The sequence below is a fragment of the Xanthomonas sp. F4 genome, from assembly GCF_011761895.1.
In genome coordinates, this window is sequence record NZ_JAASQX010000003.1 from 164698 (window position 1) to 186868 (window position 22171).

Here is a 22171-nt window from a genome sequence, read left to right on the forward strand (position 1 = left end):
CGTCTGCAATCGCTGTAGGGGGATGCCTCGGCGATGGGTCAGCGTGCGTCCGGGTGCTTGACGTCGTAGCCGATCCGGGTCGGCTTGATGCCGTCCATCACCAGCGCGTAGCTGACCTTGTCGAAGGTGCGGAACACCATCGCGTGTGCGGCGTACTCGTCCGGCAGCGCCACGGTGGAACCGCTACCGCCGGTGAAGCCGTCGTCCGCGCGCGAGGTGTTGGGGTGGCGCACGCGGTCGTTGACCCGGGTGCCATGGCGCCACAGCGACACCACGGTGCCGTTGTCGATGCCTTCGCGGCGGCCGCCGGAGATGGCGATCACGTCGCGCGGGCCGGCCGCACTGAAGGCGTCGGCCACCGCCAGCACCCGCAGGCCGGCTGCCATCGCCTGCTCGGACGGCGGATGCGGCACGAACTGCAGGTCGTAGGGCTGCGCCTCGACCGGGATCAGGCGGTCGCCGGCACGCACTTCGCGGGCGTTGTCCTGCAGCAGCAGGCCGGTGGCCTGGCGGCCGTCGGCGGACACGCGGGCGACGGTGCCGATGTTGACCTGGGCCAGTTCGTAGCCGAGAGACTCGCGGCGCTTGTCCGGCGGCACGAAGGTCTGCCACAGGTTGCCGCTGCCGGGGATGCTGCGGCCTTCGGCGTCGAGGTCGTCGCTGAGCTTGGGCAGCAGGTAGCGCACGGTCGGGCGGACCACGGCGTAGCGCTGCCCCGTCTGGGCCTGGCCGAGGCCGACCGCGTAGACCAGTTGCCCGTCGGTGGCGCGCAGCCGGTTGTCTTCGGTGCCGACCACGTACGGCAGGTTGTCGATGCGGTCGACCACGCGCAGGTTCTTCAGGAACGGCTCCACCTGCGCCAGCGGGATCGCGTCGATCGGCGCGTCCTGGCGCGGGCCCGGCTTGACCTCGGCGTGCGCCACCCGGTCCAGGTAGGCCAGGCTGAGCACGTCGCCGGGGTAGATCAGGTGCGGGTTGTGCACCTGCGGATTGGCCTGCCAGATCTCCGGCCACAGCCAGGGCTTGCCGAGGAAGCGCCCGGCGATGTCCCACAGCGTATCGCCCTTGCGCACCACGTAGGTGTCGGGGTGTTCGGCAGCCATGCTGGCGGAAGCAGCGTAGGTCGCCACGGTGAGCATCGCCACGGCGACGACCGTACGGAGTCGATTGAACATGAGCGCGGAGCCTGATTCCCCAACAGGTTCGCGCACTATAGTGCAGAACCCTGGTGCGGGCGCAAGCGTCGGGCGCAGAAACGGGTAGAATCCGCAGGTCTTGCCGAATCGTCCGGCGCCCCCATCTTGGGTACCGCTATGGCCCTGCTCCCCATTCTCGAATTCCCCGATCCGCGCCTGCGTACCAAGGCGGTGCCGGTCGACGCCGCCGAGGTCACCTCCGCAGCCTTCCAACGCCTGCTCGACGACATGTTCGAGACCATGTACGACGCGCCTGGCATCGGCCTGGCGGCCAGCCAGGTGGACGTGCACAAGCGCTTCATGGTCATCGACGTCAGCGAGGAAAAGAACGACCCGCAGGTGTTCATCAATCCGCAGATCGTGCAGCGCGACGGCGAACAGGTGTACCAGGAAGGCTGCCTGTCGGTCCCCGGCATCTACGCCGACGTGACCCGCGCCGACGCCATCACCGTGCGCTACCTGGACCGCCAGGGCCAGCCGCAGGAACTGAGCACCGACGGCCTGCTGGCGGTGTGCGTGCAGCACGAGATGGACCACCTCGACGGCAAGCTGTTCGTCGACTACCTGTCCCCGCTCAAGCGCGAAATGGTGCGCAAGAAGCTGGCCAAGGCGCGCAAGCACGTGGCCTGAAAGCCGGGATTCGGGAATGGAGAAACGGGAATCGTAAGCGCGGTCCCCGTGACCTTTCCGGGTTCGCGCTTTGCCATTCCCTATTCTCCATTCCCGGTTCCCTGCCTCCATGAAACTCGTCTTCGCCGGTACGCCGGACTTCGCCGTGCCGTCGTTGCGCGCGGCTGCGCAGCGCCATGAAGTGGTCGCGGTCTACACCCAGCCGGACCGGCCCGCCGGGCGCGGCCGCGGGCTGACCCCGTCGCCGGTCAAGCTTGAAGCCGTGGCGCGCGGCATCCCGGTGCTGCAGCCGCAGACGCTGCGCGCGCCGGAGACGCTGCAGGCGCTGCGCGCGCTGCAGCCGGACCTGATCGTGGTGGTGGCCTATGGGCTGATCCTGCCCAAGGCGGTGCTGGCGATTCCGACCCATGGCTGCTGGAACGTGCATGCCTCGCTGCTGCCGCGCTGGCGCGGTGCCGCGCCGATCCAGCGCGCGATCGAGGCCGGCGACAGCGAGACCGGGGTATGCCTGATGCAGATGGAAGCGGGGCTGGACACCGGCCCGGTGCTGCTGTCGCAGCGCACCCCGATCGGTGCCGACGAGACCGGCGGTCAGTTACACGACCGCCTGGCCGCGCTCGGCGCGCAGGTGTTGGCCGACGGCCTGGGCCTGCTGCGCGCCGGCCTGCGCCCGGTGGCGCAGCCGCAGCCGCAGGACGGCGTCACTTATGCACACAAGCTGGACAAGGCGCAGGCGCGGCTGGACTGGCAGCAACCGGCGGCGCAGCTGGCGCGGCAGGTGCGCGCCTTCGATCCGTGGCCGGTCGCCGAGGCGATGCTGGCCGGCGAGCGGGTGCGGGTGCGCGGCGCGATCGCGCTGGACCTGGCGCACGGGCAACCGCCGGGCACGGTGCTGACCGCGTCCAAGCAGGGCATCGACATCGCCTGCGGCCAGGGCGCGCTGCGCCTGCGCGTGCTGCAGCGCGACGGCGGCAAGGCGATCACCGCCGCCGACTACCTCAACGCACGCCGCGACCTGCCGGTCCTGGCCTGAGGCGTCGGCCATGCCTGCGTACGCCGCGTTGGGCCAGGCGGGCGCTGCCTTGGCCGCGTCCTCGCTGAGGTGTGGGCGGGCCACCGCTTCGCGCATCTCCGTCATCCCCGCGCGCAACCACGAAGCGGCATGCGCGCGAACGGATGACGCGTCCTGGAGCGTCTGCCGATGACCATGACGCCCATCGCTGCGTGGCCGCCGGGCGTGGCCCCGCGGGTGGTCGCCGCCCGCGTGCTGACGGCGGTGATCGACCGCGGCCGCTCGCTCAAGGCCGAACTGGCCGCGGCATTGCCGACCCTGCCGGATTCGCGCGACCGCGCGCTGGTGGAGGCGATCTGCTTTGCCGTGCTGCGCCGCCGCCCGGCCTACGAGGCGGCGCTGCGGATGTGGCTGCAGAAGCAGTTGCCGCAGCGCGACGCCGAACTGCGCGGGCTGCTGCTGGCCGGCTTCGCCCAGCTCGATGCGCTGGGCCTGGCGCCGCACGCGGCGCTGTCGGCGACGGTGGAGGCGACGCGCGCGCTGGATCGGCCACGCCAGGCCGGCTTAGTCAACGCGCTGCTGCGGCGCGCGCTGCGCGACGGGCTGCCGGCGGTGGCCGCCGACGCGGGCTGGCCGCTGTGGCTGCGCGACGCGTTGCACGCCGACTGGCCGCAGCAGGCCGAGGCGATCTTCGCCGCCAGCCAGCAGCAGGCGCCGCTGTGGCTGCGGGTCAACCGCCAACGCGGCACCCGCGACGCCTATCTGCAGGAATTGGCCGCGGCCGGCATCGCCGCACAGGCGTCGCCGCTGCTGGCCGATGCCATCCGCCTGGACACGCCGATGGCGGTGAGCGCCCTGCCGGGCTTTGCCGACGGGCGCGTCTCGGTGCAGGACGGCGCGGCGCAGCAGGTCGCCGACGTGCTGGCGCCGACGCCGGGCGCGCGCGTGCTCGACGCCTGCGCGGCGCCCGGCGGCAAGTCCGCGCACCTGCTCGAACGCGATCCCGGTCTGCGCCTGACCGCGCTGGATGTGGATGCGCGCCGCCTGGCGCGGGTCGGCGAGACCTTCGCGCGCACCGGTGCCGGTGCGCAGGCGCACCTGCAGGTCGCCGACGCGGCGCAGCCGCAGGACTGGTGGGATGGCGAGCCGTTCGACGCGGTGCTGCTCGACGCGCCGTGTTCGGCCACCGGCATCGTGCGCCGCCAGCCGGACGTGCTGCTGCATCGCCGACGCGAGGACGTGATCGCGCTGCAGGCGCTGCAGGCGCGCCTGCTCGACGCCGCCTGGCAGGTGCTGCGGCCGGGCGGGGTGCTGGTCTACGCCACCTGTTCGCTGCTGCAGGACGAGAATGCGCGGCAGGTGCAGGCATTGCTGGCGCGGCAACCCGGCGCGGCGCTGGAGGACCCGGGCGTGGCCTGCGGGCATGCCTCCGGTGGCGGCCGCCAGCGCTTCCCCAGCGAGCAGGACTGCGATGGCTTCTACTACGCGCGGTTCCGCAAGACGGCGTGAACCGGCCCCGGTATCATCGCTTCCCATGCTGAAGACCCGCGCCTCCCGAGAGTTCTGGTTGTTGGCCATCCTGGCCGTGCTGGTGCTCGGCGCCGGCCTGGGCCTGCGCGATCCGCACCCGGCCGACGAACCGCGCTTCGCGCTGGTCGCCAAGCAGATGGTGGAGAGTGGCAACTGGCTGTTCCCGCACCGCGGCACCGAGCTGTACTCGGACAAGCCGCCGATGCTGATGTGGCTGCAGGCCAGCTTCTACACGCTGTTCGGCAACTGGCGGGTGGCGTTCCTGCTGCCGTCGCTGCTGGCCGGGCTGGGTACGCTGGCCTGCGTCTACGACCTCGGCCGGCGCCTGTGGACGCGTCGCGTCGGCATGTACGCGGCCTATGCGTTGCTGTTCGCCTTCCACTTCACCTACCAGGCGAAGAAGGCGCAGATCGACCCGCTGGTGGTGTTCTTCATCACCCTGGCCAACTACGCGCTGCTACGCCACTTGTTGCGCGGGCCGGACTGGCGGCTGTGGGGGCTGGGCTGGTTCGCCGCCGGGCTGGGCACCATCACCAAGGGCGTGGGCGTGCTGGCGCTGCTGATGCTGCTGCCGGCCGCGGCGGCGTCGCTGGCGCACTGGCGCGGTGTGCGGGTCGGCCTGCGCGATGCGCGCTTCTGGCTGGGGCCGCTGGCGTTCCTGGCGGCGGTGTCGATCTGGCTGGTGCCGATGGTGGTCACCGCGCTGTCGAGCAACGCGCCCGAGTACCACGCCTACCTCAACGACATCCTGTTCCGGCAGACCGCCGGGCGCTACGCCAAGTCCTGGGACCACGCGCACGGGCCGCTGTACTTCTTCGGGGTGATGCCGAGCATGTGGCTGCCGGTGCTGCTGGCGCTGCCGTGGGCGATCCCCGCCTGGGCGCGGCGCCTGCGCCGGCGCGATGCGCGCTATCTGCTGCCGCTGGCCTGGTGGGCGCTGGTGGTGCTGTTCTTCTCGATCCCGACCGGCAAGCGCGATGTCTACGTGCTGCCGGCGCTGCCGATGCTGTGCCTGGCGATGGGGCCGCTGATCCCCGGGCTGTTGCGCAAGACCGGGGTCAAGCGCCTGCTGCTGGCGTTCACCGCGCTGCTGACGCTGGCGCTCGGCGGCGTCGGTACGGCGATCTTGCTGGGGCATGGCTTCCGCGTGCGGATGATGGAAGACCGCGGCATCGACCTGGCCACGGTGCAGGTGCTGGCCTGGGTCCTGCTGGCGATCGGCCTGTGGGGCGTGGCCAGCCTGGCCATGTTCGCGCGGCGCCGCCCGGAACTGGCGACGGTCTCGACCCTGACCATGGTCTGGGCGATGGCCGGCTTGCTGGTGTACCCATTGATCAACATGTCCAGTTCCGCGCGCGGGGTGATGGAGTCGGTCGGGCGCCGCATCGGCCCGGATGCCGAACTCGGCCTGGTCGCCTGGAAGGAGCAGAACCTGCTGATGGCCGACCGCCCCGCGACGACCTTCGGTTTCGTGGTGCCGTGGGAAGAGCAACTGCGCCGTGGCATCGCCTGGCAGGCGCAAGCGCCGCAGCGGCGCTGGCTGCTGGTGCAGGAGGCGGCGATGCTGGGCTGCGTCGACCGTCACGCCAGTGTCCTGGCCGGCGTATCCAACCGACGCAACTGGTGGCTGGTCCCGGCCAATGCCGTGCATGGCCGTTGCGTGGCCACGCAGGAAGACTTCGATCGCCTGCGCGAGCAGGACAAGGATCGCCTCGAATGAGCCGCGCCCGCGCGTTGCGGCTGCGTGGCGCGGGTGCCGCTGAAGGCCAGCGTGCCGCGCGGGCCGGGGGGCACGCGTGCCGCCACGCCTGATCCGGGTCATCAGCCGCGACAATGGCGGCGGCCTCAGCCGCGACCTGCAGGTGGTCGCCGACCTGCTGCGGGAAACCGGCCGCTACCGCGTCGAGGTGTTGGGTTTCGGCACCGTGCGCATCGCCAACCGCCTGCGCGAACTGCGCCTGTTCCTGCGCAGCCTGCTGTTCGGGCGCGCCGACCTGCAGATCTTCCTGGAACGGGTGTATCCGCGCTGCCTGGGCAGTGGCCTGCGCAATGCCTTGATCCCCAACCCGGAATGGTTCCGGCACAAGTGGCTGCGCTGCCTGCCGCGCTTCGCGCAGGTGCTGTGCAAGACCCGCCAGGCCGAGCAGCGTTTTTCCACGATGGCGCCGAGCGCCTTCATCGGCTTTTGCAGCGACGATTGCTACCGTCCTGAGGTACCGCGCGAACGCGCCTGCCTGCACGTGGCCGGGCGCAGTTCGGCCAAGGGCACCGCGCTGCTGCTGCAGACCTGGGCGCGGCACCCCGAGTGGCCGCGGCTGACCGTGGTGCAGAGCGCAAAGAAGTCCCACCCGATCGAGGCCGAGAACATCGACTACCTGACCGGTTACCTGGACCAGCAGGAACTGCGGCGGCTGCAGAACGCGCACCGCTTCCACCTGTGCCCGTCCGAGGTGGAGGGCTTCGGCCACTACATCATGGAAGCGCTGAGCGTCGGCGCGGTGGTGGTGACCACCAACGGCGCGCCGATGAACGAGCTGGTGAGCGCCGAGCGCGGCGTGCTGATCGATCCGGTCGGCGAGGGCCCGGACAATTTCGGCGTGCGCTACCGGATCGAGGCCGCCGGCCTCGAGCGGGCAATGGCGCAGGCGCTGGCGCTGTCGCCGATGCAGTGCGATGCGCTGGGCACCGCCGCGCGCGGCTTCTTCGAGGCGCGCCGACGCGAGTTCGGCGAGCGCCTGCGCGCGGCCGTGGCCGACTTGCTCGGGGAGACCCCGCCGCCGGCCTTGCCAGCCAGCCGCGGCGCCGATCGCGAACAGGTCAGGCCGGGTTAGGGAAGCGCCCCGGATCATCGCCGACCACCCCATCCCCACGGCCTTCCCTCCTTGATGTCCCAGCCCATCGCGCCACGCCACGCCGTTTCCGCGTCCTCCCGCCAGGCCCTGGCCGAGCGTGGCGCGGCGCTTGCGCTGCTGTGCCTGCCGGCGCTGGTGATCAGCATGCCCAGCGGGTTGTTGCCGTTCGGCCTGCTGCTGCTGGTGACCAGCCTGCTGGCACTGCCGCAACTGCGCCAGGCGGTGGCGCCGATGCAGCCGTCGGTGCGCTGGTTGTGGATCCTGGCGCTGCTGGTGATCGGGCTGTCGCTGTGCTCGGTGCTGTACTTCGGCCAGCCGCTGAAGGACATCGACAACCGCACCCGCTTCCTGGTGCTGCCGTGGGCGGCGCTGTGGACCTATGCGCTGCGGCCGCCGCAGCGCCTGCTGTGGTGGGGCGCGCTGTTCGGCATCCTCGCTGCCCTGGTGCTGGCCAGCGTGCAGGTGTTGCAGGGCCAACCGCGCGCCGAGGGCTGGACCAACGCCATCGTGCTGGCCGACGTGGTGCTGATGCTGATGGTGCTGGCGGTGTTCTGCCGGCCGCGTGGACAGTGGCCGTGGGCCGTGGCCGCGGTGGTGGCGGGCGGCATCGTCATCCTGCTCAGCGGCAGCCGCGGCGTGTGGCTGGGCGTGCTGCTGCTGCTGGTGGCCAGTGCCCTGTGCCTGCGCTGGCGCGACAGCGCGACGCGGCTGATGATCCTGGGCGCGTGCACCGCGCTGGCGGCGGTGCTGGTGCTGAGCGTGCCGGCGCTGACCAAGCAGACCCGCCTGGCCGAGCTGCATCACGACGTGCAGCGCTACGAGCGCGGCGACAGCGATTCCTCGGCCGGCGCGCGCATCGAACGCTTGCAGGTGGCGGCGGCGACCTTCGTCGAGCACCCCGTGGTCGGGGTCGGCGTGGGCCGTTTCGACAACGCCATGCTGCGCCTGCCTGACTGCCGGAAGGCGTTCGTCGAGCGCTGCCACCTCGGCCATGCGCACAACGATCTGGCCGAGTGGAGCGCGACCCAGGGCCTGCCCGGCACCGTGCTGATCCTGCTGGTGTACGGCGTGCCGCTGTGGCTGCTGCTGCGCCTGTACCGGCGCCGGCCGCAGCCGCATTTCCATGGCGCCGCGGCGGCCGGGATCATGGTGGTGGCGGCCTACGTCCTGTGCGGCATGACCCAGTCGATGTTCGCGCACCAGGTGAGTACCGGTTTCTATGTGTCGCTGGTCGGCGTGCTGATCGGGCTGGCCGCGCGCGAGGCGGAGCCGGCCCAGGGCGCTGAAGGCGCCGCGCGAAGCCGGTAGACTGCCGGTCCCGCATCGCCGGGCGGCGCGGCGCCTGGCGCCGGCCGCCGGCACCGCGCCTGACTTCCGGATACCGCGCGCCATGGCCGACGCCGCCGCGACCACCCTGCCGCTGAGCCTGGTGGTGATGACCTACAACGAGGCCGCCAACATCGCGCGCTGTCTGGACAGCGTGCCGTTCGCCGCCGACAAGCTGGTGGTGGACTGCGGCAGCACCGACGACACCGTGGCGATCGCCCGCGCGCACGGCGCGCGCGTGGTCGAGCAGGCCTGGTTGGGGTTCGGCCCGCAGCGCAACTTCGCCTCCACCCAGGCCGCGCACGACTGGATCCTGGTGCTGGACGCGGACGAGTTCCTGTCCGACGCGCTGCGTGCCGAGTGCCTGGCGCGGCTGCCGCAGCTGCTCGCCGAGGACCGCGTGGATGCGGTGTGGCTGCGCCGCAGCACCTGGTACATGGGCGCGCCGATGCGCTGGTACAAACCCATGGTCGGCGAGCGCCTGGCACGGCTGTACCACCGCGGCCGCGCGCGCTGGAGCGATGCGCGGGTGCACGAATCGCTGCGCTTCGACGGCGCCAGCGCCGAGTTCGCGCCGCCGTTCAACCATCTGCACAACCCGACCCTGGTGCACAAGCAACTGAAGGTGCTGCGCTACGCCGAACTCAAGGCGCTCGGCTGGCGCGACAAGCGCAAGCCGGTGAGAATGTGGCAGAGCCCGTTCGTGTTCGCCGGCGCCTTCCTCAAGGACTATCTGCTGCGGCTGGCCTTCCTCGACGGCTGGCGCGGCTTCGTGGTGGCGCAGACCGCGGCCAGCTACGCGCTGTACAAGCGCATGCGCTACTACGAAATGCAGATCAACCCGGCCTCGGTGGAACAGGCGCGGGCGCAACTGCAACGGCACGATCTGGAGCACTGATGAGCAAGCACTATCTGCTGTACGGATCCGAGCGCTACGCGCTGGCGATCCTGCGCCCGCTGCAGGCGGCGATCCGCGCGCGCGGCGACGAGGCGGCGTGGTTCTTCGACGGCCCCGGCGCCGAGGATCTGAGCGCCGACGAGCGCCACCTGGCGACGGTGGAAGAGGTGCTGGCGTGGAATCCGTATGCGGTGATCACCTCCAGCAACGCGGTGCCGCATTTCTTCCCGGGCGTGAAGGTCGAGACCTTCCACGGCTTCGACGCCGGCAAGCCGCGGCACATCTACGTGCGCGGTTTCTTCGACCTGTACTGCACCACCGGCCCGCGCGACACCGCGGCGTTCGGTGCGCTGGCGCGCAAGCTCGGCCACTTCGCGGTCAAGGAGACCGGCTTCCCCAAGATCGATCCGTTCATGCGCGAGATCGGCGCGGAGCTGGCGCCGGTGCGGCAGCCGCCGGTGATCCTGTACCACTCCACGTTCTCGCCGTCGTGGAGCGCGGCCGGCATCCTCTACGACGAAGTCGCGCGGCTCTCGCGCAGCGGCGAATGGCGCTGGATCGTAACCTTCCATCCGAAGATGGACCCGGCGATGGTCGCCCGCTACCGCGCGCTGGAGAGCGAGTACCTGCACTTCGCCGACAACGACAACATCCTGGAGCTGTTCCCGCAGGTGGACATGATGTGCTCGGACACCTCGTCCGCGCTCAACGAGTTCCTGCTCACCTACAAGCCGGTGGTGACGTTCAAGAATCGTCGCCCGGGGCCGCAGCTGATCGACATCGACGATCCGGCGCAGTTCGAGCCTGCGATCCGCCGCGCGCTGCAACGGCCGCCGGAACTGATGGCGGCGATCCGCGAGTTCGCCGATGGCCTGCATCCCTACCGCGACGGCCAGTCCAGCGAGCGCGTGCTGCGTGCGATCGACGAGTTCGTCGCCGAGGGCGCGCGCAACCCGCGGCGCAAACCGTTGAACCTGTGGCGCAAGCTGAAGATCCGTCGCCGCATCGGCTACTGGGGCCGCGGCGCGCGCTGACGCGCCGCAGCGCCGCGCGCGTTCACCAGCGCGGCCGCCGCTGCGCCAGCGCGTCGCCCAGTTGCCGGTACAGCGCCCGTGCCTGCGCGTCCGGCAGCAGCCGCATACGCAGTGGCGGTTCGCCGTGGCGGGCGCCGGCGGTGTCCAGCCATAGCGTCGCGGTGCCGCACCAGCGGTCCAGCGGCGAACGGCTCAGGTGCAGCGCCTGCAACTTGTCCAGTTCGGCCAGCCGCCACCAGCGCCGCCACCAGCCGCCACGCACCGCCACGTAGCGCGCATCCAGCGCGTAACCCATGCGCTGCGCCTGGCGCCAGGACTTGAACGCCGACCACGGCAGCCATAGCAGGCCCAGCGCGGCCCACGCGCCGAGCGTGGGCCACAGCCCCGCGCACAGCAGCGGCACCAGCAGCAGCGCCGGCAGCGACAGCCGCCACCAGCAGCGCGTGGCGATGCCGTGCCAGTGCGCCGGCGGCCAGGCGATCTGCGGCAGCAGCCGCTGCAGCAGCGCATCGCAGGCGGCCGGGGTGGCCAGGGGCGCCAGTTCCGTCAGGGCGTGGTCGTGCCCGTGGTGCGCCTGGATCACCGCCGTCTCGATATGCAGGCTGCGCCGCCGCAGCAGCCGTTGCAGCACGCTCTCGTGCAGGGTCCAGGCCTGGATCCGGCGCCGCGCCACGCTGCTGCGCAGCCGCGTCAGCAGGCCGCGTTCCACGGTCAGCCGGCGCTCGCTCTCGCTCAGCCGGAAGCCGTGGTACTGCACCAGCGCCAGTCCCATCGACAACGCGCGCATCAGCAGCAACAGCGTCGCCAGCATCAGCGCGAAGGTGACCGTGCCGGCCATCCAGCCCAGTTGCAGGTGCGTGGCGTAGCCGAACAGTTGCCGCCCGTAGTGCTCGATCGCGTTGGAGATCATGCGCTCGGGGAACAGGTGGTAGGTAGCGCCGAACGCGGTGAGCAGCACCACCATGCCGCGGTTGGAGATCAGCCCCTGGCGCAGCACCTCGGCGGTGGGCAGCGCCAGCAGCAGTTCGCTGTCCGGCGCGGCGGCGGGCGCAGCGTCGGTATCGGTGGCGGCGGTCGTGTCGGCGGCGGGCGCGCGGTGGCGGATCTGCTGTTCCAGCGCCAGTGCCTGGTCCAGCCGCAGCACCCGCATCTGCGCCTCGGGCTTGGTGCCGCCGGCCGACTCCAGGCGCACCTCGGCCACGCCGAACAGGCGGTGCAGCAACGACTGGTGCACCACCACGTTGTGGATGCGCGCGAACGGGATCTCGCGCAGGCTGCGTTCCAGCCAGCCGCTGCGGATGCTCAGGCTGTCGCGGCCGATGCGGTACTGGTAGGTGAGATAGCGCAGCAGCGACACCGCCACCAGCCCGCTGCACACCGCCAGCATCACCAAGTGATCGGCGTGATCGCGGTGGCCGTCGCGGCTGCCGAACACCAGCAGCGCCAGCAACGGCAGCAGGAAATGCCTGAGGTGCTGCAGCAACACGAACAGCCACGACCACGGATGCAGGCGCCGCACCGGTGCCGTGTGTTCGGAGTCGGCGCCGCCGCTCACAGCGCGTCGTCGTCGTGGTCGAGCTGGTGCGCCAGGCGCTCGCGCAGGCGTTCGGCGTCGGCCTGGTCCAGGCCGGGCACGGCGACCGCGGTATGGCGGGTGCCGGCGGTGTGCACGACCAGGGTGGCCAGGCGCAGGGCGCGTTCCAGCGGGCCGCGGCGCAGGTCCAGGTGCTGCACGCGCGAGATCGGCACGTGCGTCTCGCTCTGCCACAGGCGCCCGCGGAACACGTCCAGGCCCTGGACAGTCAGCCGCCAGCGGATGCGCCGGTGGCGGACGAAGCCGATCCAGGCACCGCACAGGCTGCCCACTGCCGCCGCCACGGCGCCCAGGGCCAGTGCATGAAGGCTATGCAGGCTGAGGCCGACGATGGCGGCTGCGACCACCAGGCTGAGCCCGAGCATGCAGCCACCGCCGAGCGCGGCCAGCCAAGCGCCGCGCAACGGCAATGGCTGCCAGTCCGCCGGCGGCCACTCCGCGGGCGCCGGCGTGGTGGCGGGCGCGCTGGGCGCAGGCACGGTGGGGGAGTCGTCCATGGGTGGCGGTGCAGTCACGTCGGGGTCTCGGGGCGAGCGGGCGCGGGCGCGCGGCGTGGCCTGCGATCCTAACGCGCCGCTGGCGGGCGTGCGCTGCCCGCCGCGCGGTTCCTGGCGCGATCCAGGGGTGTGGTGTGGCGCGCCGTTCCGCGCCGTGGGCTCAGCGCGCCGCGCGCAGCAGCGCGTCCACGTCCAGCGCGTGGCCGGCGCGGGCCGCCTTGGTGCGCAGGTAGCCTTCGTTCTCGGCGGTGATCGTGCCGGTGACCGGGATGCGCTCGGTCACCTCGATACCGGCCGCGCGCAGGCGCTCGGCCTTGGACGGGTTGTTGGTGAGCAGGCGCACGCGGCCGATGCCGAGCCCGCGCAGCATCGCCACGGCGCTGCCGTAGCGGCGTTCGTCGGCGCCGAAGCCCAGTTGCGCATCGGCGTCGATGGTGTCTAGGCCGTCGTGCTGGTAGCCGTAGGCGCGCATCTTGGTGGCGATGCCGGTGCCGCGGCCTTCCTGGTCCAGGTACAGCAGCACGCCGCCGCCCAGCGCCTTGAGCTTGGCCAGGCCATGCCGCAACTGGTCGCCGCAGTCGCACTTGAGCGAGCCGAACAGGTCGCCGGTGAGGCAGGAGGAATGCACGCGCACCGGCACCGGCGCGCCGAGATCGGGCTGGCCGATCACGATCGCGACCTGGTCGCGCTGCGCCACGCCGCCGCGGAACACCACGAATTCGCCGGGCCCCAGGTCGCGCAGCGGCACCTGGGTGCGGGTGACCAGGGTGTAGCTGTCGGAGGCGGCGAGGGCGCAGCCGTGTTCCAAATCGTCCAGTTGCAGCGCCTGGCAGCCCTGGAAGGCGCTGCTGTCGGCCCCCAGTTCCGCGGCGACCATCGCCGGCAGCAGCAGGCCCAGGCGCGCGATCTCGGCGGCGCCGGCATCGAGCGCGTCGCCGGGCAGCCAGTGCGCCGGCAGCGGGCCGTCGCGCAGGTAGGCCAGCGCCGCCAGCGCGTCGTAGGACTGTCCGGCCAGGGCGATGCGCGCGCCCTGCGGCGCGTCCAGGCCCAGCACCTGCGCGCGCGCCGGGGTCACGAACAGGTAGTGCCGCTGCCCGGTGGCCTGGGCGAAGCTGCGATAGGAGGGTTCGGTGCTGCTGTCCAGCGCCATGACCGCACGGACGTGGCCGGCACGGTCCTCGAGCAGCACCGGGCGCCCGGCGCGCAACTCCGATGCCGCGCGTTCGCTGCGGATCGCGGCAGGATCGCCGAAGGCGTGCGCGGAAGGGGCGGTGGGGCTGGTCATGCACGACTCCAGATGGGGATCGGCGGCGCCGCTTCAAGGCTGCCGCGTCCGGTCGCGGCGGCGCCGGCGCGGTGCCGGTGGGCGCTGATGGCGCCCGGGCGCCATTGTCGCGCGCTTTGCCTGACGCGCCAGCCCGCAGGCGATGGAACGCACTGTGCCCGCGTGTGCGCGCCGCCGATGCAACCGAATGCGCCGTCTGCGGCAACACGCCGGTGCGGGTGGGGTGTGCACGCGCCGCCGGTTGCTTGCTACTGTGCGCCATCGCGTCCGCTCCGGCCCCCGCATGCAGCTCGTCGATTGCACCGAACCGCGCCACGCCATGGCGATCCTGGAGATCTTCAACGACGCCATCGTCCACTCCACCGCCCTGTACGACTACCGGCCGCGTCCGCCGGAAAGCATGGCGGCCTGGTTCGCGACCAAGCGCGCCGGCAACTTCCCGGTGCTGGGCCTGGAGGACGCCGACGGCACCTTGCTCGGCTTCGCCAGCTACGGCACCTTCCGCGCCTGGCCGGCGTTCAAGTACAGCGTCGAGCATTCGGTCTACGTGCACCGCGACCATCGTGGCCGCGGCGCGGGCCGGCAGCTGTTGCAGGCGCTGGTCGACACCGCGCAGGCGCGCGGCGTGCACGTGCTGGTCGGCGGCATCGACGCCAGCAATGCCGGCAGCATCGCCCTGCACGAGCAACTGGGCTTCGTGCATGCCGGCACCGTGCGCGAGGCCGGCTTCAAGTTCGGGCGCTGGTTGGACCTGGCGTTCTACCAGCGCATCCTCGCCGGCCCGGCGCAGCCGCACGACGATTAGCGCCGGCTTCGCCCGGGGGCGAGCGCCTTCGCCGCTCTAGTGCGGATGGCGCTCGGTGGCGTAGGGATTGGGCTCGGCCGGGTCCGGGCGCAGCGTGTAGCGCTTGTAGGTCCACTGGTACTGCGCCGGATCGCGCCGCGCCACCCGCTCCACGCCCTCGTTGAGCGCGGTGGCCGCGCGCAGCGGGTCGGCATCGGCGATGTCCGCTGGCGCGGGCTGCACGTGCAGGGCGAACTCCAGGTCGTTGCCGACCCGCTCGCACCAGGCGAACAGCACGGTCGCGCCGGTGCGCTCGGCCAGGCGGTTGACCAGGGTCATGGTCAGCGCCGGCACGCCGAAGAACGGGGCGAACACGCCGTCGCCGGCCTTGGGCTGCTGGTCGGGCAGGATGCCGACCGCGCCGCCGTCCTTCAGCGTCTTGAACAGCTGCCGCACCGCCGGGCCCTCGGCGCGCACCTGGCGCACCCGCTCGCCGCTGCGCACCAACTGCAGGAAGGCGTCGCCGACCGCCGACTCCGGCGCGCGGTAGACGATGGCGATGTCGCCGCGCGAGGCCAGCCACTGGTTGAGCAGCTCCCAGTTGCCGAAATGCGGCGCGGCCACGATCACCCCGCGGCCAGCGGCCAGTGCCGCGTCGTACAGCTCCTGGCCATGGCGCAGGCGCAGCCGCGCCAGATTCTGTTCCGGCGGCCGGGTCCACAGCAGCAGGGTCTCGACCGCCTGCCGCGCGGTCGAGCGCAGCACGTCGCGCTGCAGGGCGACGCGCTCGCTGGGCAGCAGGTCCGGATAGGCCAGTTCCAGGTTGCGCCGGACCACCCGGCTCTCGCGTGCGTCCAGGCGCAGCCACAGCCCGGCCAGGCCATCGGCCAGGCGGCGCAGCCACGGCCACGGCAGGCGCGCCACGGCGGCGGCGCAGCGGTACAGCAGGGAAGCGAGCGTCGCAGGTTTCATCGACCCAGTTTATCCGCTCGGCGCGTCGGACCCGCCCGAACGGCATCGAGGATCGCGCCGGCTGCGGCTTCGTCGCTTTCTCAATCCCGTCGGTTCGGCGATGATGCCGCACGATCGCAACCGTTCGTCGGGCGCGACCAATGCGAAATCCCCAATCCCCAATCCCGGCCCCACCGCCATGCTCTCGCTGATCCAGCGCGTCACCCAGGCCTCGGTCAGCGTCGATGGCGAGGTCGTGGGCCAGATCGGGCCCGGCCTGTTGGCGCTGGTGGCGGTGGAGCCGGGCGACGACGAGGCCAAGCTGCGGCGCATGGCCGAGCGCCTGCTCGGCTACCGGGTGTTTTCAGATGCGAGTGGGCGCATGAACCAGTCGTTGCGCGACACCGGTGGCGGCTTGCTGCTGGTCAGTCAGTTCACCCTGGCCGCCGATACGCGCTCGGGGATGCGGCCCAGTTTCACCACGGCGGCGCCGCCGGCCGAGGCTGAACGCGGCTTCAACCGATTGCTGGAGCTGTGCCGCGCGCAACACCCGCCAGGGGTGGAAAGCGGCCGCTTCGGTGCCCATATGATCGTCAGCCTAGTCAACGACGGCCCGGTCACTTTCCTGCTCCGGCCGTAGACGCCGGCGCGTTCCTGGCGGAGCCATTCAGGCTCCTCGTCCGGCAAGCGGCGGTCCGGGCTGTTATAATGCTAGGTTCACTCATTCACCTACCTGCCGGTGGCGCGAGCACTCATGGCCAACGAACGTCCTGCCCAGCAATCCGACATCAAGCAACTGATCAGCAAGGGCCTGGAACAGGGCTATCTGACCTACGCGGAAGTCAACGACCACCTTCCCGACGATCTGGTCGATCCCGAACAGATCGAAGACATCATCGGCATGATCAACGGCATGGGCATCGATGTCCATGAAGTTGCGCCCGATGCCGAAACCCTGTTGCTCAACGACGGCAACACCGGCAACCGCGAAGTCGACGACACCGCGGCCGAAGAAGCCGCCGCGGCGCTGACCGCGCTCGACACCGAGGGTGGCCGTACCACCGATCCGGTGCGCATGTACATGCGCGAGATGGGCACAGTAGAACTGCTGACCCGTGAAGGCGAGATCGCCATCGCCAAGCGCATCGAGGAAGGCCTCGGCCAGGTGCAGGCCGCGCTGGGCGCGTTCCCGCTGGCGGTGGAGACCCTGCTCGAGGACTACGAACAGCACAAGGAAGGCAAGAAGCGCCTGGCCGAGATCGTGGTCGGCTTCAACGACCTGGTCGAGGAAGAGCCGGCGCCGCCGGTTGCGGTGTCCGACGACGACAGCGCCGCCGATGCCGATGCCGACGATGACGACGACGACGACGTCGATACCGCCGAAGAGGATGCCGGCCCGACCGGCCCGGACCCGGCCGAAGTCGCGCGGCGCATGGAGGTGCTGGCCACCGAATACGCCAAGTTCAAGAAGGCCCACGCCAAGAACGGCGCCGAGCACAAGGTCGTCACCAAGCTGCGCAATGACATCGCCGAGGTGTTCGTCACCCTGAAGCTGCCGCTGCCGCTGACCGACGTGCTGGTGCGCAAGCTGCGCGACACCATGGCCCAGGTCAAGGATCACGAGCGCCGCGTGCTGCATCTGGCCACCCATGTGGCACGCATGCCGCGCAAGGACTTCATCCGTTCCTGGGAAGGCAACCAGACCAACGTGGCCTGGGTCGACGATGCGCTCAAGCGCAAGCAGAAGTGGTCGTCGGCGCTGCGCGACGTCAAGGACCAGATCATCGCCGAGCAGGAAGCCACTGTCGCGGTGGAGCAGGCCACCTATCTGAGCCTGGCCGAGCTGAAGGAAATCAGCCGCGCCATGGCCTATGGCGAAGCCAAGGCGCGCAAGGCCAAGAAGGAAATGGTCGAGGCCAACCTGCGCCTGGTGATCTCCATCGCCAAGAAGTACACCAACCGCGGCCTGCAGTTCCTCGACCTGATCCAGGAAGGCAACATCGGCCTGATGAAGGCGGTGGACAAGTTCGAGTACCGCCGCGGCTACAAGTTCTCGACCTATGCCACCTGGTGGATCCGCCAGGCGATCACCCGCTCGATCGCCGACCAGGCGCGCACCATCCGCATCCCGGTGCACATGATCGAGACGATCAACAAGTTGAACCGCATTTCCCGGCAGATGCTCCAGCAGTACGGCCGCGAGGCCACGCCGGAGGAGCTGGCCAAGGAAATGGACATGCCCGAGGACAAGATCCGCAAGGTGATGAAGATCGCCAAGGAGCCGATCTCGATGGAAACCCCGATCGGCGACGACGAGGATTCGCATCTGGGCGACTTCATCGAGGACACCAACGTGGAGTCCCCGATCGAGAACACCACCAACATCAACCTGTCCGAGACCGTGCGCGACGTGCTGGCCGGGTTGACCCCGCGGGAAGCCAAGGTGCTGCGCATGCGCTTCGGCATCGACATGAACACCGACCACACCCTCGAGGAAGTCGGCAAGCAGTTCGACGTGACCCGCGAGCGCATCCGCCAGATAGAGGCCAAGGCGCTGCGCAAGCTGCGTCACCCGAGCCGCTCCGAGCAGCTGCGCAGCTTCCTCGACATCGACTGATCGAGCGCGGTTCGCGACAACGAAAAAGCCCCGCCATGTGCGGGGCTTTTTTGTGGGCGCAGATGCCGGATCGAACGGAGCGCTGCATCCCTTGTAGGAGCGGCTTCAGCCGCGACCGGGCTTTACCGGGAACGCCGAGTCGCGGCTGAAGCCGCTCCTACAACGGCATCCGCTTAGGCGAACGCCTTGCTACCGCGCATCACCGCCAGCACGTCGTGGCAAGCGCCCATGGTGTGGTAGTCGGTCTTGCCGGCCGGGCTCTTCTCGTCGCTGTAGCTGCGGTTGTCGCGGCTGAGGATGCGGAACCAGGCGCCGTAGCGGTGGTCGACCAGGTGCTCCCAGGAATACGCCCACAGCTTGTCGTAGGCGTCGCGATACGTGGCGTCGCCCGTGGCGGCCAGCAGTCGCGACGCGGCGGCGATGGCTTCGGCCTGCACCCAGAAGTACTTGTCGTCGTCGCAGAAGTAGGTCGGCGCTGCGGACACATCGGGTACGCCGACCACCGGCGCTTCCTCGGTACCGGAGGCGAAGCCGTAGACGATGCCGCCATGCTGCGCGTCCCAGCCGTGCGCCAGCGCGGTATCGAACAGGCGGCGCGCGGTCGGCAGCAGCCACGCCGGCGCGGTGCCGGTGGCCGCCTGCAGATGCCCGTGCAGCAGCACTAGCAGCTTGGACCACTCGACCTGGTGGCCGGGCTGGAAGCCCCACGGCCGGAACAGATGCTTGGGGTTGTCGCGGTTGTAGTCCCAGTCCACCTGCCAGTTCGCGTCGTAATGCTCCCACACCAGGCCGCCGGCCAGCGCCGCCTGGCGGCGGGTGATGTGGTCGCCCAGCAGCAGCGCGCGCTGCAGGTAGCGCGGCTCGGCGCTGGCCTCGTAGGCGGCGATCAGCGCTTCGCACAGGTGCATGTTGGCGTTCTGGCCGCGGTAGCTGGAGAACGTCCACTCCGGGGTGGCCTCGTCGCGGTACAGGCCGGCGGCGGCATCCCAGTAGCGGGTTTCCAGCAGTTGCCAGGTCTCGTCCATCCACGCATCGGTGTCCAGGCCGGCCTTCTTCGCGGTGGCGTAGGCCAGCAGCACGAAGGCGGCGCCGTAGGCGTGCTGGGTGCGGTCCTCGGCCACGCCGTCGCGCAGGGTCCACACGTAGCCGCCGCTGGCGGTATCGCGGTGCACCTCGCGCAGGTAGCGCAGGCCGTGGCGCGCGGCGTCCAGGTACTCGGCGGCCAGCGCCGAATCGGCGAACTCGATCGCCGCCATCGCGTAGTTGAAGACGAAGCGGGTGCTGCTGACCAGGTGGCGATGGCCGGCGTCGTACACGCTGCCGTCGTCGCGGAAGTAGTGGAAGAAGCCGCCCGCCGGGTCGATCGCGCGCGGATGGTAGAAGGCCATGGTGTCGGCGATGTGCGCGCGCAGGACGGCGGCGTCGGCGAAGTCGGGCAGGGGCGTGGCGGGCAGGTTCATGCGGTCGGCTGGCGAACTGTGTGAGGGAGGAGAAGACGGCGGCGCGCGGCGGCGGCGTGGGCCGCAGCCGTGCCGGGAACGGATCGGCGGATCAATGCATCACGCGCGCGGTCGGCGCGGTGGTGGGCGCGGCCGCCGCCAGCTCGGGCGACAGGCGCGAGCCGCGCAGGCCGTACCAGACGATGTAGGCGTAGCACAGCAGCGGGATCACGAAGGCATGCTGGATGCCGATGGCGTCGGCCAGCGCGCCCTGCGCCAGCGGCACGATGGCGCCGCCGACGATGCCCATGATCAGCAGGCTGGAGGCCTTGCTGGTGAGCACGCCCAGGCGCTCGATGGCCACGGTGAAGATGGTCGGGAACATGATCGAGTTGAACAGGCCGATGGCAATCACGCTCCACATCGCCACATGGCCGGTGCTGAGCATGGTGGCGATCAGCAGCAGCGAGGCGATGCCGGCGAAGGTCGCCAGCAGCTTGCGCGCCGGGACGAACTGCAGCAGCGCCGCGCCGGCGAAGCGGCCGACCATCGCGCCGCCCCAGTAGAACGGCAGGTAGCCGCTGGCGTCGGCCTCGGTCAGACCGCCGGTGGTGGGACCGGAGATGTAGTTGATCAGGAAGCTGCCGATCGACACTTCCGCGCCCACGTACATGAAGATCGCCACCACGCCCCACAGCAGGTGCGGGTGGCGCAGCGCGTCGGCGAAGCTGTGATGCGACTCGGCACTGGAATCGCTGTCCTCGCGCAGCGACGGCACCCGCATCACCAGCACGAACACCGCCAGCAACAGCAGGCCGCCGGCCAGCATCAGGTAGGGGATTTCCACCGAGCGCGCCTGCTCGACGCGGTAGGCGGACAACTGCGCGGGATTCATCGCCGCCAGCTGGTCGGCGCCGAGCACCGCGCCGGCCAGGATCAGCGGACCGATCAGCCACGGGAACACGGTGGTGCCGAGCGAGTTCAGCGCCTGCGCGAAGTTGAGCCGGCTCGGCGCCTTCTCCGGCGCGCCGATCAGGCTGATGTACGGGTTGGCCGCGACCTGCAGCAAGGTGATGCCGCTGGCCAGCACGAACAGCGCGGTCAGGAACAGTGGGTAGGAGGGCAGGCGCGCGGCCGGGTAGAACATCGCCGCGCCGATCGCCGCCACCACCAGGCCGATGACGATGCTGGCCTTGTAGCCGACCCGCGACACCACCGCACCGGCCGGCACCGACATCAGGAAGTACGCGCCGAAGAAGGTGAACTGGATCAGCATCGACTGCGCGTAGTTCATCTGGAACACGGCTTTCAGATGCGGGATCAACACGTCGTTGAGGCTGGTCAGGCCGCCCCAGGTGAAAAAGATCATGCTGACCACCGCGATGGCGGCGGTGTTGGACAGCGGGCGACGGCTCATGCAGCGACTCCGGGAACGGGCGAGAGGGCGACCCGGCTGCTGGCGCGCAGGCACAGCCGGGCGGGGGCGATGGTAAGCGCAGGCAACGCCTGCCGGTGGCGCAGCGCGTCCAGCACCAGGCGCGCGGCCTGCATGCCGCGTTCGCGCGGGGCGACGGCGACGGTGGACAGCGGCGGGGTGGCGACGGCGGCTTCGGGAATGTCGTCGAAGCCGATCAGCGCGTAGTCGCGGCCGGCCACGCGGCCGCGTTCGGCCAGGCCGCTGGCCAGGCCCAGCGCGACGACGTCGTTGTAGCAGACCAGCGCGGTCGGCAGCGGGTCGCGCGCGCACAGCGCGCCGGCCTGGCGCGCGGCTTCCAGCCGGGTCGGCGCGCATTCGATCAGCCACGCCGGGTCGACCGCGATGCCGGCGGCGGCCAGCGCCTCGCGGTAGCCGGCGCGGCGCTCGGCGCAGGAACTGGACTGGCGGTGGCCGCCGAAGAAGGCGATGGCGCGGTGCCCTTGCGCCAGCAGGTGTTCGGTGGCCAGGCGCGCGCCGCGGCGGTTGTCCAGCGCCAGCAGCGGCCAGTCGCCATCCAGCGCGCGGTTGAACAGCAATACCGGCAGGCGCGGCCCCAGCAACTGGCGCAGCCGCGCCGCGTCGGTGTTCTCGGTGGGCGAGAGGATCATCGCCGCCGGGTGGTGCTCGATCAGCGAGGCCAGCACGGTCTGCTGGCGCTCCGGCGACTCGCCGGTGCTGCCCATCAGCATCACGTAGCCGGCCTCGGCCAGCGCCGCATCCACGCCGCCGGCGAACTCGGCGAAGAACGGATTGGCCAGGTCGTTGACCACCAGCGCCACCGCATTGGACGCACGGCCGCGCAGGCTGGCCGCGCCGCGGTGGTAGACGTAGCCCTGGCGGGCGATCTCCGCCGCCACCCGGGCGCGCGTGTCCGCGTGCACCAGCGGGCTGTTGCGCAACACCAGCGACACGGTCGCCCGCGACACGCCACAGGCGGCGGCGATGTCGGACACGGTGACGCGTTTGTCGGCAGGAGACGGCGCCACGGCGCATTAGACCGGTTCAAAAGGTCGCTCATCCTGCGCCGTCGTGATTCGATCCGCATTTTG

General features: G+C 70.9%; 19 protein-coding genes. 11 read left to right on the forward strand and 8 right to left on the reverse strand.

Annotated features, from left to right (window positions below; genetic code table 11):
- Window positions 1–38 precede the first annotated feature (38 nt).
- Window positions 39–1175: a LysM peptidoglycan-binding domain-containing protein gene (locus FHR66_RS13020; RefSeq protein WP_160965948.1), complete on the reverse strand. Its 1137-nt coding sequence runs from the start codon at window positions 1173–1175 to the stop codon at window positions 39–41.
- Between the two features lie 138 nt (window positions 1176–1313).
- Between FHR66_RS13020 and def the strand changes: the two genes are divergently transcribed.
- From def to FHR66_RS13060, 8 genes are all read left to right on the forward strand, one after another.
- Window positions 1314–1826: a peptide deformylase gene (gene def / locus FHR66_RS13025; protein ID WP_160965950.1), complete on the forward strand. Its 513-nt coding sequence runs from the start codon at window positions 1314–1316 to the stop codon at window positions 1824–1826.
- A 109-nt stretch (window positions 1827–1935) separates the two neighbouring features.
- Window positions 1936–2859 (forward strand): methionyl-tRNA formyltransferase, encoded by a 924-nt coding sequence (fmt, locus tag FHR66_RS13030; protein ID WP_160965952.1) that lies wholly within the window; start codon window positions 1936–1938, stop codon window positions 2857–2859.
- Window positions 2860–3027: 168 nt separating this feature from the next.
- Window positions 3028–4347 (forward strand): 16S rRNA (cytosine(967)-C(5))-methyltransferase RsmB, encoded by a 1320-nt coding sequence (gene rsmB / locus FHR66_RS13035; RefSeq protein ID WP_160965954.1) that lies wholly within the window; start codon window positions 3028–3030, stop codon window positions 4345–4347.
- 25 nt (window positions 4348–4372) lie between these two features.
- Complete coding sequence (locus FHR66_RS13040; protein ID WP_160965956.1) at window positions 4373–6088, forward strand: ArnT family glycosyltransferase; 1716 nt, start codon at window positions 4373–4375, stop codon at window positions 6086–6088.
- A 76-nt stretch (window positions 6089–6164) separates the two neighbouring features.
- Window positions 6165–7199: a glycosyltransferase gene (locus FHR66_RS13045; RefSeq protein ID WP_160965958.1), complete on the forward strand. Its 1035-nt coding sequence runs from the start codon at window positions 6165–6167 to the stop codon at window positions 7197–7199.
- A 54-nt stretch (window positions 7200–7253) separates the two neighbouring features.
- Window positions 7254–8528, forward strand: a complete 1275-nt coding sequence (locus FHR66_RS13050) for an O-antigen ligase family protein (protein ID WP_160965960.1) — start codon at window positions 7254–7256, stop codon at window positions 8526–8528.
- Between the two features lie 82 nt (window positions 8529–8610).
- Window positions 8611–9444: a glycosyltransferase family 2 protein gene (locus FHR66_RS13055; protein WP_160965962.1), complete on the forward strand. Its 834-nt coding sequence runs from the start codon at window positions 8611–8613 to the stop codon at window positions 9442–9444.
- The gene (locus FHR66_RS13060) at window positions 9444–10478 is read left to right on the forward strand and encodes a CDP-glycerol glycerophosphotransferase family protein (protein WP_160965964.1); all 1035 of its coding nucleotides are present in this window, start codon (window positions 9444–9446) and stop codon (window positions 10476–10478) included. The genes FHR66_RS13055 and FHR66_RS13060 overlap by 1 nt, the downstream gene beginning before the upstream one ends.
- Window positions 10479–10500: 22 nt before the next feature.
- On the opposite strand, the gene FHR66_RS13065 is transcribed toward FHR66_RS13060, so the two are convergent.
- The 3 genes from FHR66_RS13065 to ribA all read right to left on the reverse strand — a co-directional run bounded on the left by FHR66_RS13065 (window position 10501) and on the right by ribA (window position 13854).
- Window positions 10501–12033 carry a PH domain-containing protein gene (locus tag FHR66_RS13065; protein WP_160965966.1) on the reverse strand — a complete coding sequence of 511 codons (1533 nt, stop codon included), beginning with the start codon at window positions 12031–12033 and terminating at the stop codon, window positions 10501–10503.
- On the reverse strand, window positions 12030–12569 hold the full coding sequence (locus FHR66_RS13070) for a PH domain-containing protein (RefSeq protein WP_167087858.1): 540 nt from the start codon (window positions 12567–12569) through the stop codon (window positions 12030–12032). The genes FHR66_RS13065 and FHR66_RS13070 overlap by 4 nt, the downstream gene beginning before the upstream one ends.
- Window positions 12570–12729: 160 nt before the next feature.
- On the reverse strand, window positions 12730–13854 hold the full coding sequence (ribA, locus tag FHR66_RS13075; protein ID WP_160965970.1) for a GTP cyclohydrolase II RibA: 1125 nt from the start codon (window positions 13852–13854) through the stop codon (window positions 12730–12732).
- A 283-nt stretch (window positions 13855–14137) separates the two neighbouring features.
- Between ribA and FHR66_RS13080 the strand changes: the two genes are divergently transcribed.
- On the forward strand, window positions 14138–14659 hold the full coding sequence (locus FHR66_RS13080; protein WP_160965972.1) for a GNAT family N-acetyltransferase: 522 nt from the start codon (window positions 14138–14140) through the stop codon (window positions 14657–14659).
- 36 nt (window positions 14660–14695) lie between these two features.
- Here FHR66_RS13080 and FHR66_RS13085 read toward each other — a convergent pair whose 3' ends face one another.
- The gene (locus FHR66_RS13085; RefSeq protein WP_160965974.1) at window positions 14696–15610 is read right to left on the reverse strand and encodes a lauroyl acyltransferase; all 915 of its coding nucleotides are present in this window, start codon (window positions 15608–15610) and stop codon (window positions 14696–14698) included.
- A 178-nt stretch (window positions 15611–15788) separates the two neighbouring features.
- On the opposite strand from FHR66_RS13085, the gene dtd reads away from it, so the two are divergent.
- The gene (gene dtd / locus FHR66_RS13090; RefSeq protein ID WP_160966102.1) at window positions 15789–16229 is read left to right on the forward strand and encodes a D-aminoacyl-tRNA deacylase; all 441 of its coding nucleotides are present in this window, start codon (window positions 15789–15791) and stop codon (window positions 16227–16229) included.
- Window positions 16230–16343: 114 nt separating this feature from the next.
- A complete protein-coding gene (gene rpoD, locus FHR66_RS13095; protein ID WP_160965976.1) occupies window positions 16344–18206 on the forward strand; it encodes an RNA polymerase sigma factor RpoD in 1863 nt (620 codons plus the stop codon).
- 173 nt (window positions 18207–18379) lie between these two features.
- Here the strand turns inward: rpoD and FHR66_RS13100 are convergent, their stop codons facing one another.
- The 3 genes from FHR66_RS13100 to FHR66_RS13110 form a co-directional block, all read right to left on the reverse strand.
- On the reverse strand, window positions 18380–19666 hold the full coding sequence (locus tag FHR66_RS13100) for an AGE family epimerase/isomerase (RefSeq protein WP_167087860.1): 1287 nt from the start codon (window positions 19664–19666) through the stop codon (window positions 18380–18382).
- Window positions 19667–19757: 91 nt separating this feature from the next.
- Window positions 19758–21062 carry a sugar MFS transporter gene (locus tag FHR66_RS13105; protein ID WP_160965980.1) on the reverse strand — a complete coding sequence of 435 codons (1305 nt, stop codon included), beginning with the start codon at window positions 21060–21062 and terminating at the stop codon, window positions 19758–19760.
- The gene (locus FHR66_RS13110) at window positions 21059–22108 is read right to left on the reverse strand and encodes a LacI family DNA-binding transcriptional regulator (RefSeq protein ID WP_167087862.1); all 1050 of its coding nucleotides are present in this window, start codon (window positions 22106–22108) and stop codon (window positions 21059–21061) included. The genes FHR66_RS13105 and FHR66_RS13110 overlap by 4 nt, the downstream gene beginning before the upstream one ends.
- Window positions 22109–22171 lie beyond the last annotated feature (63 nt).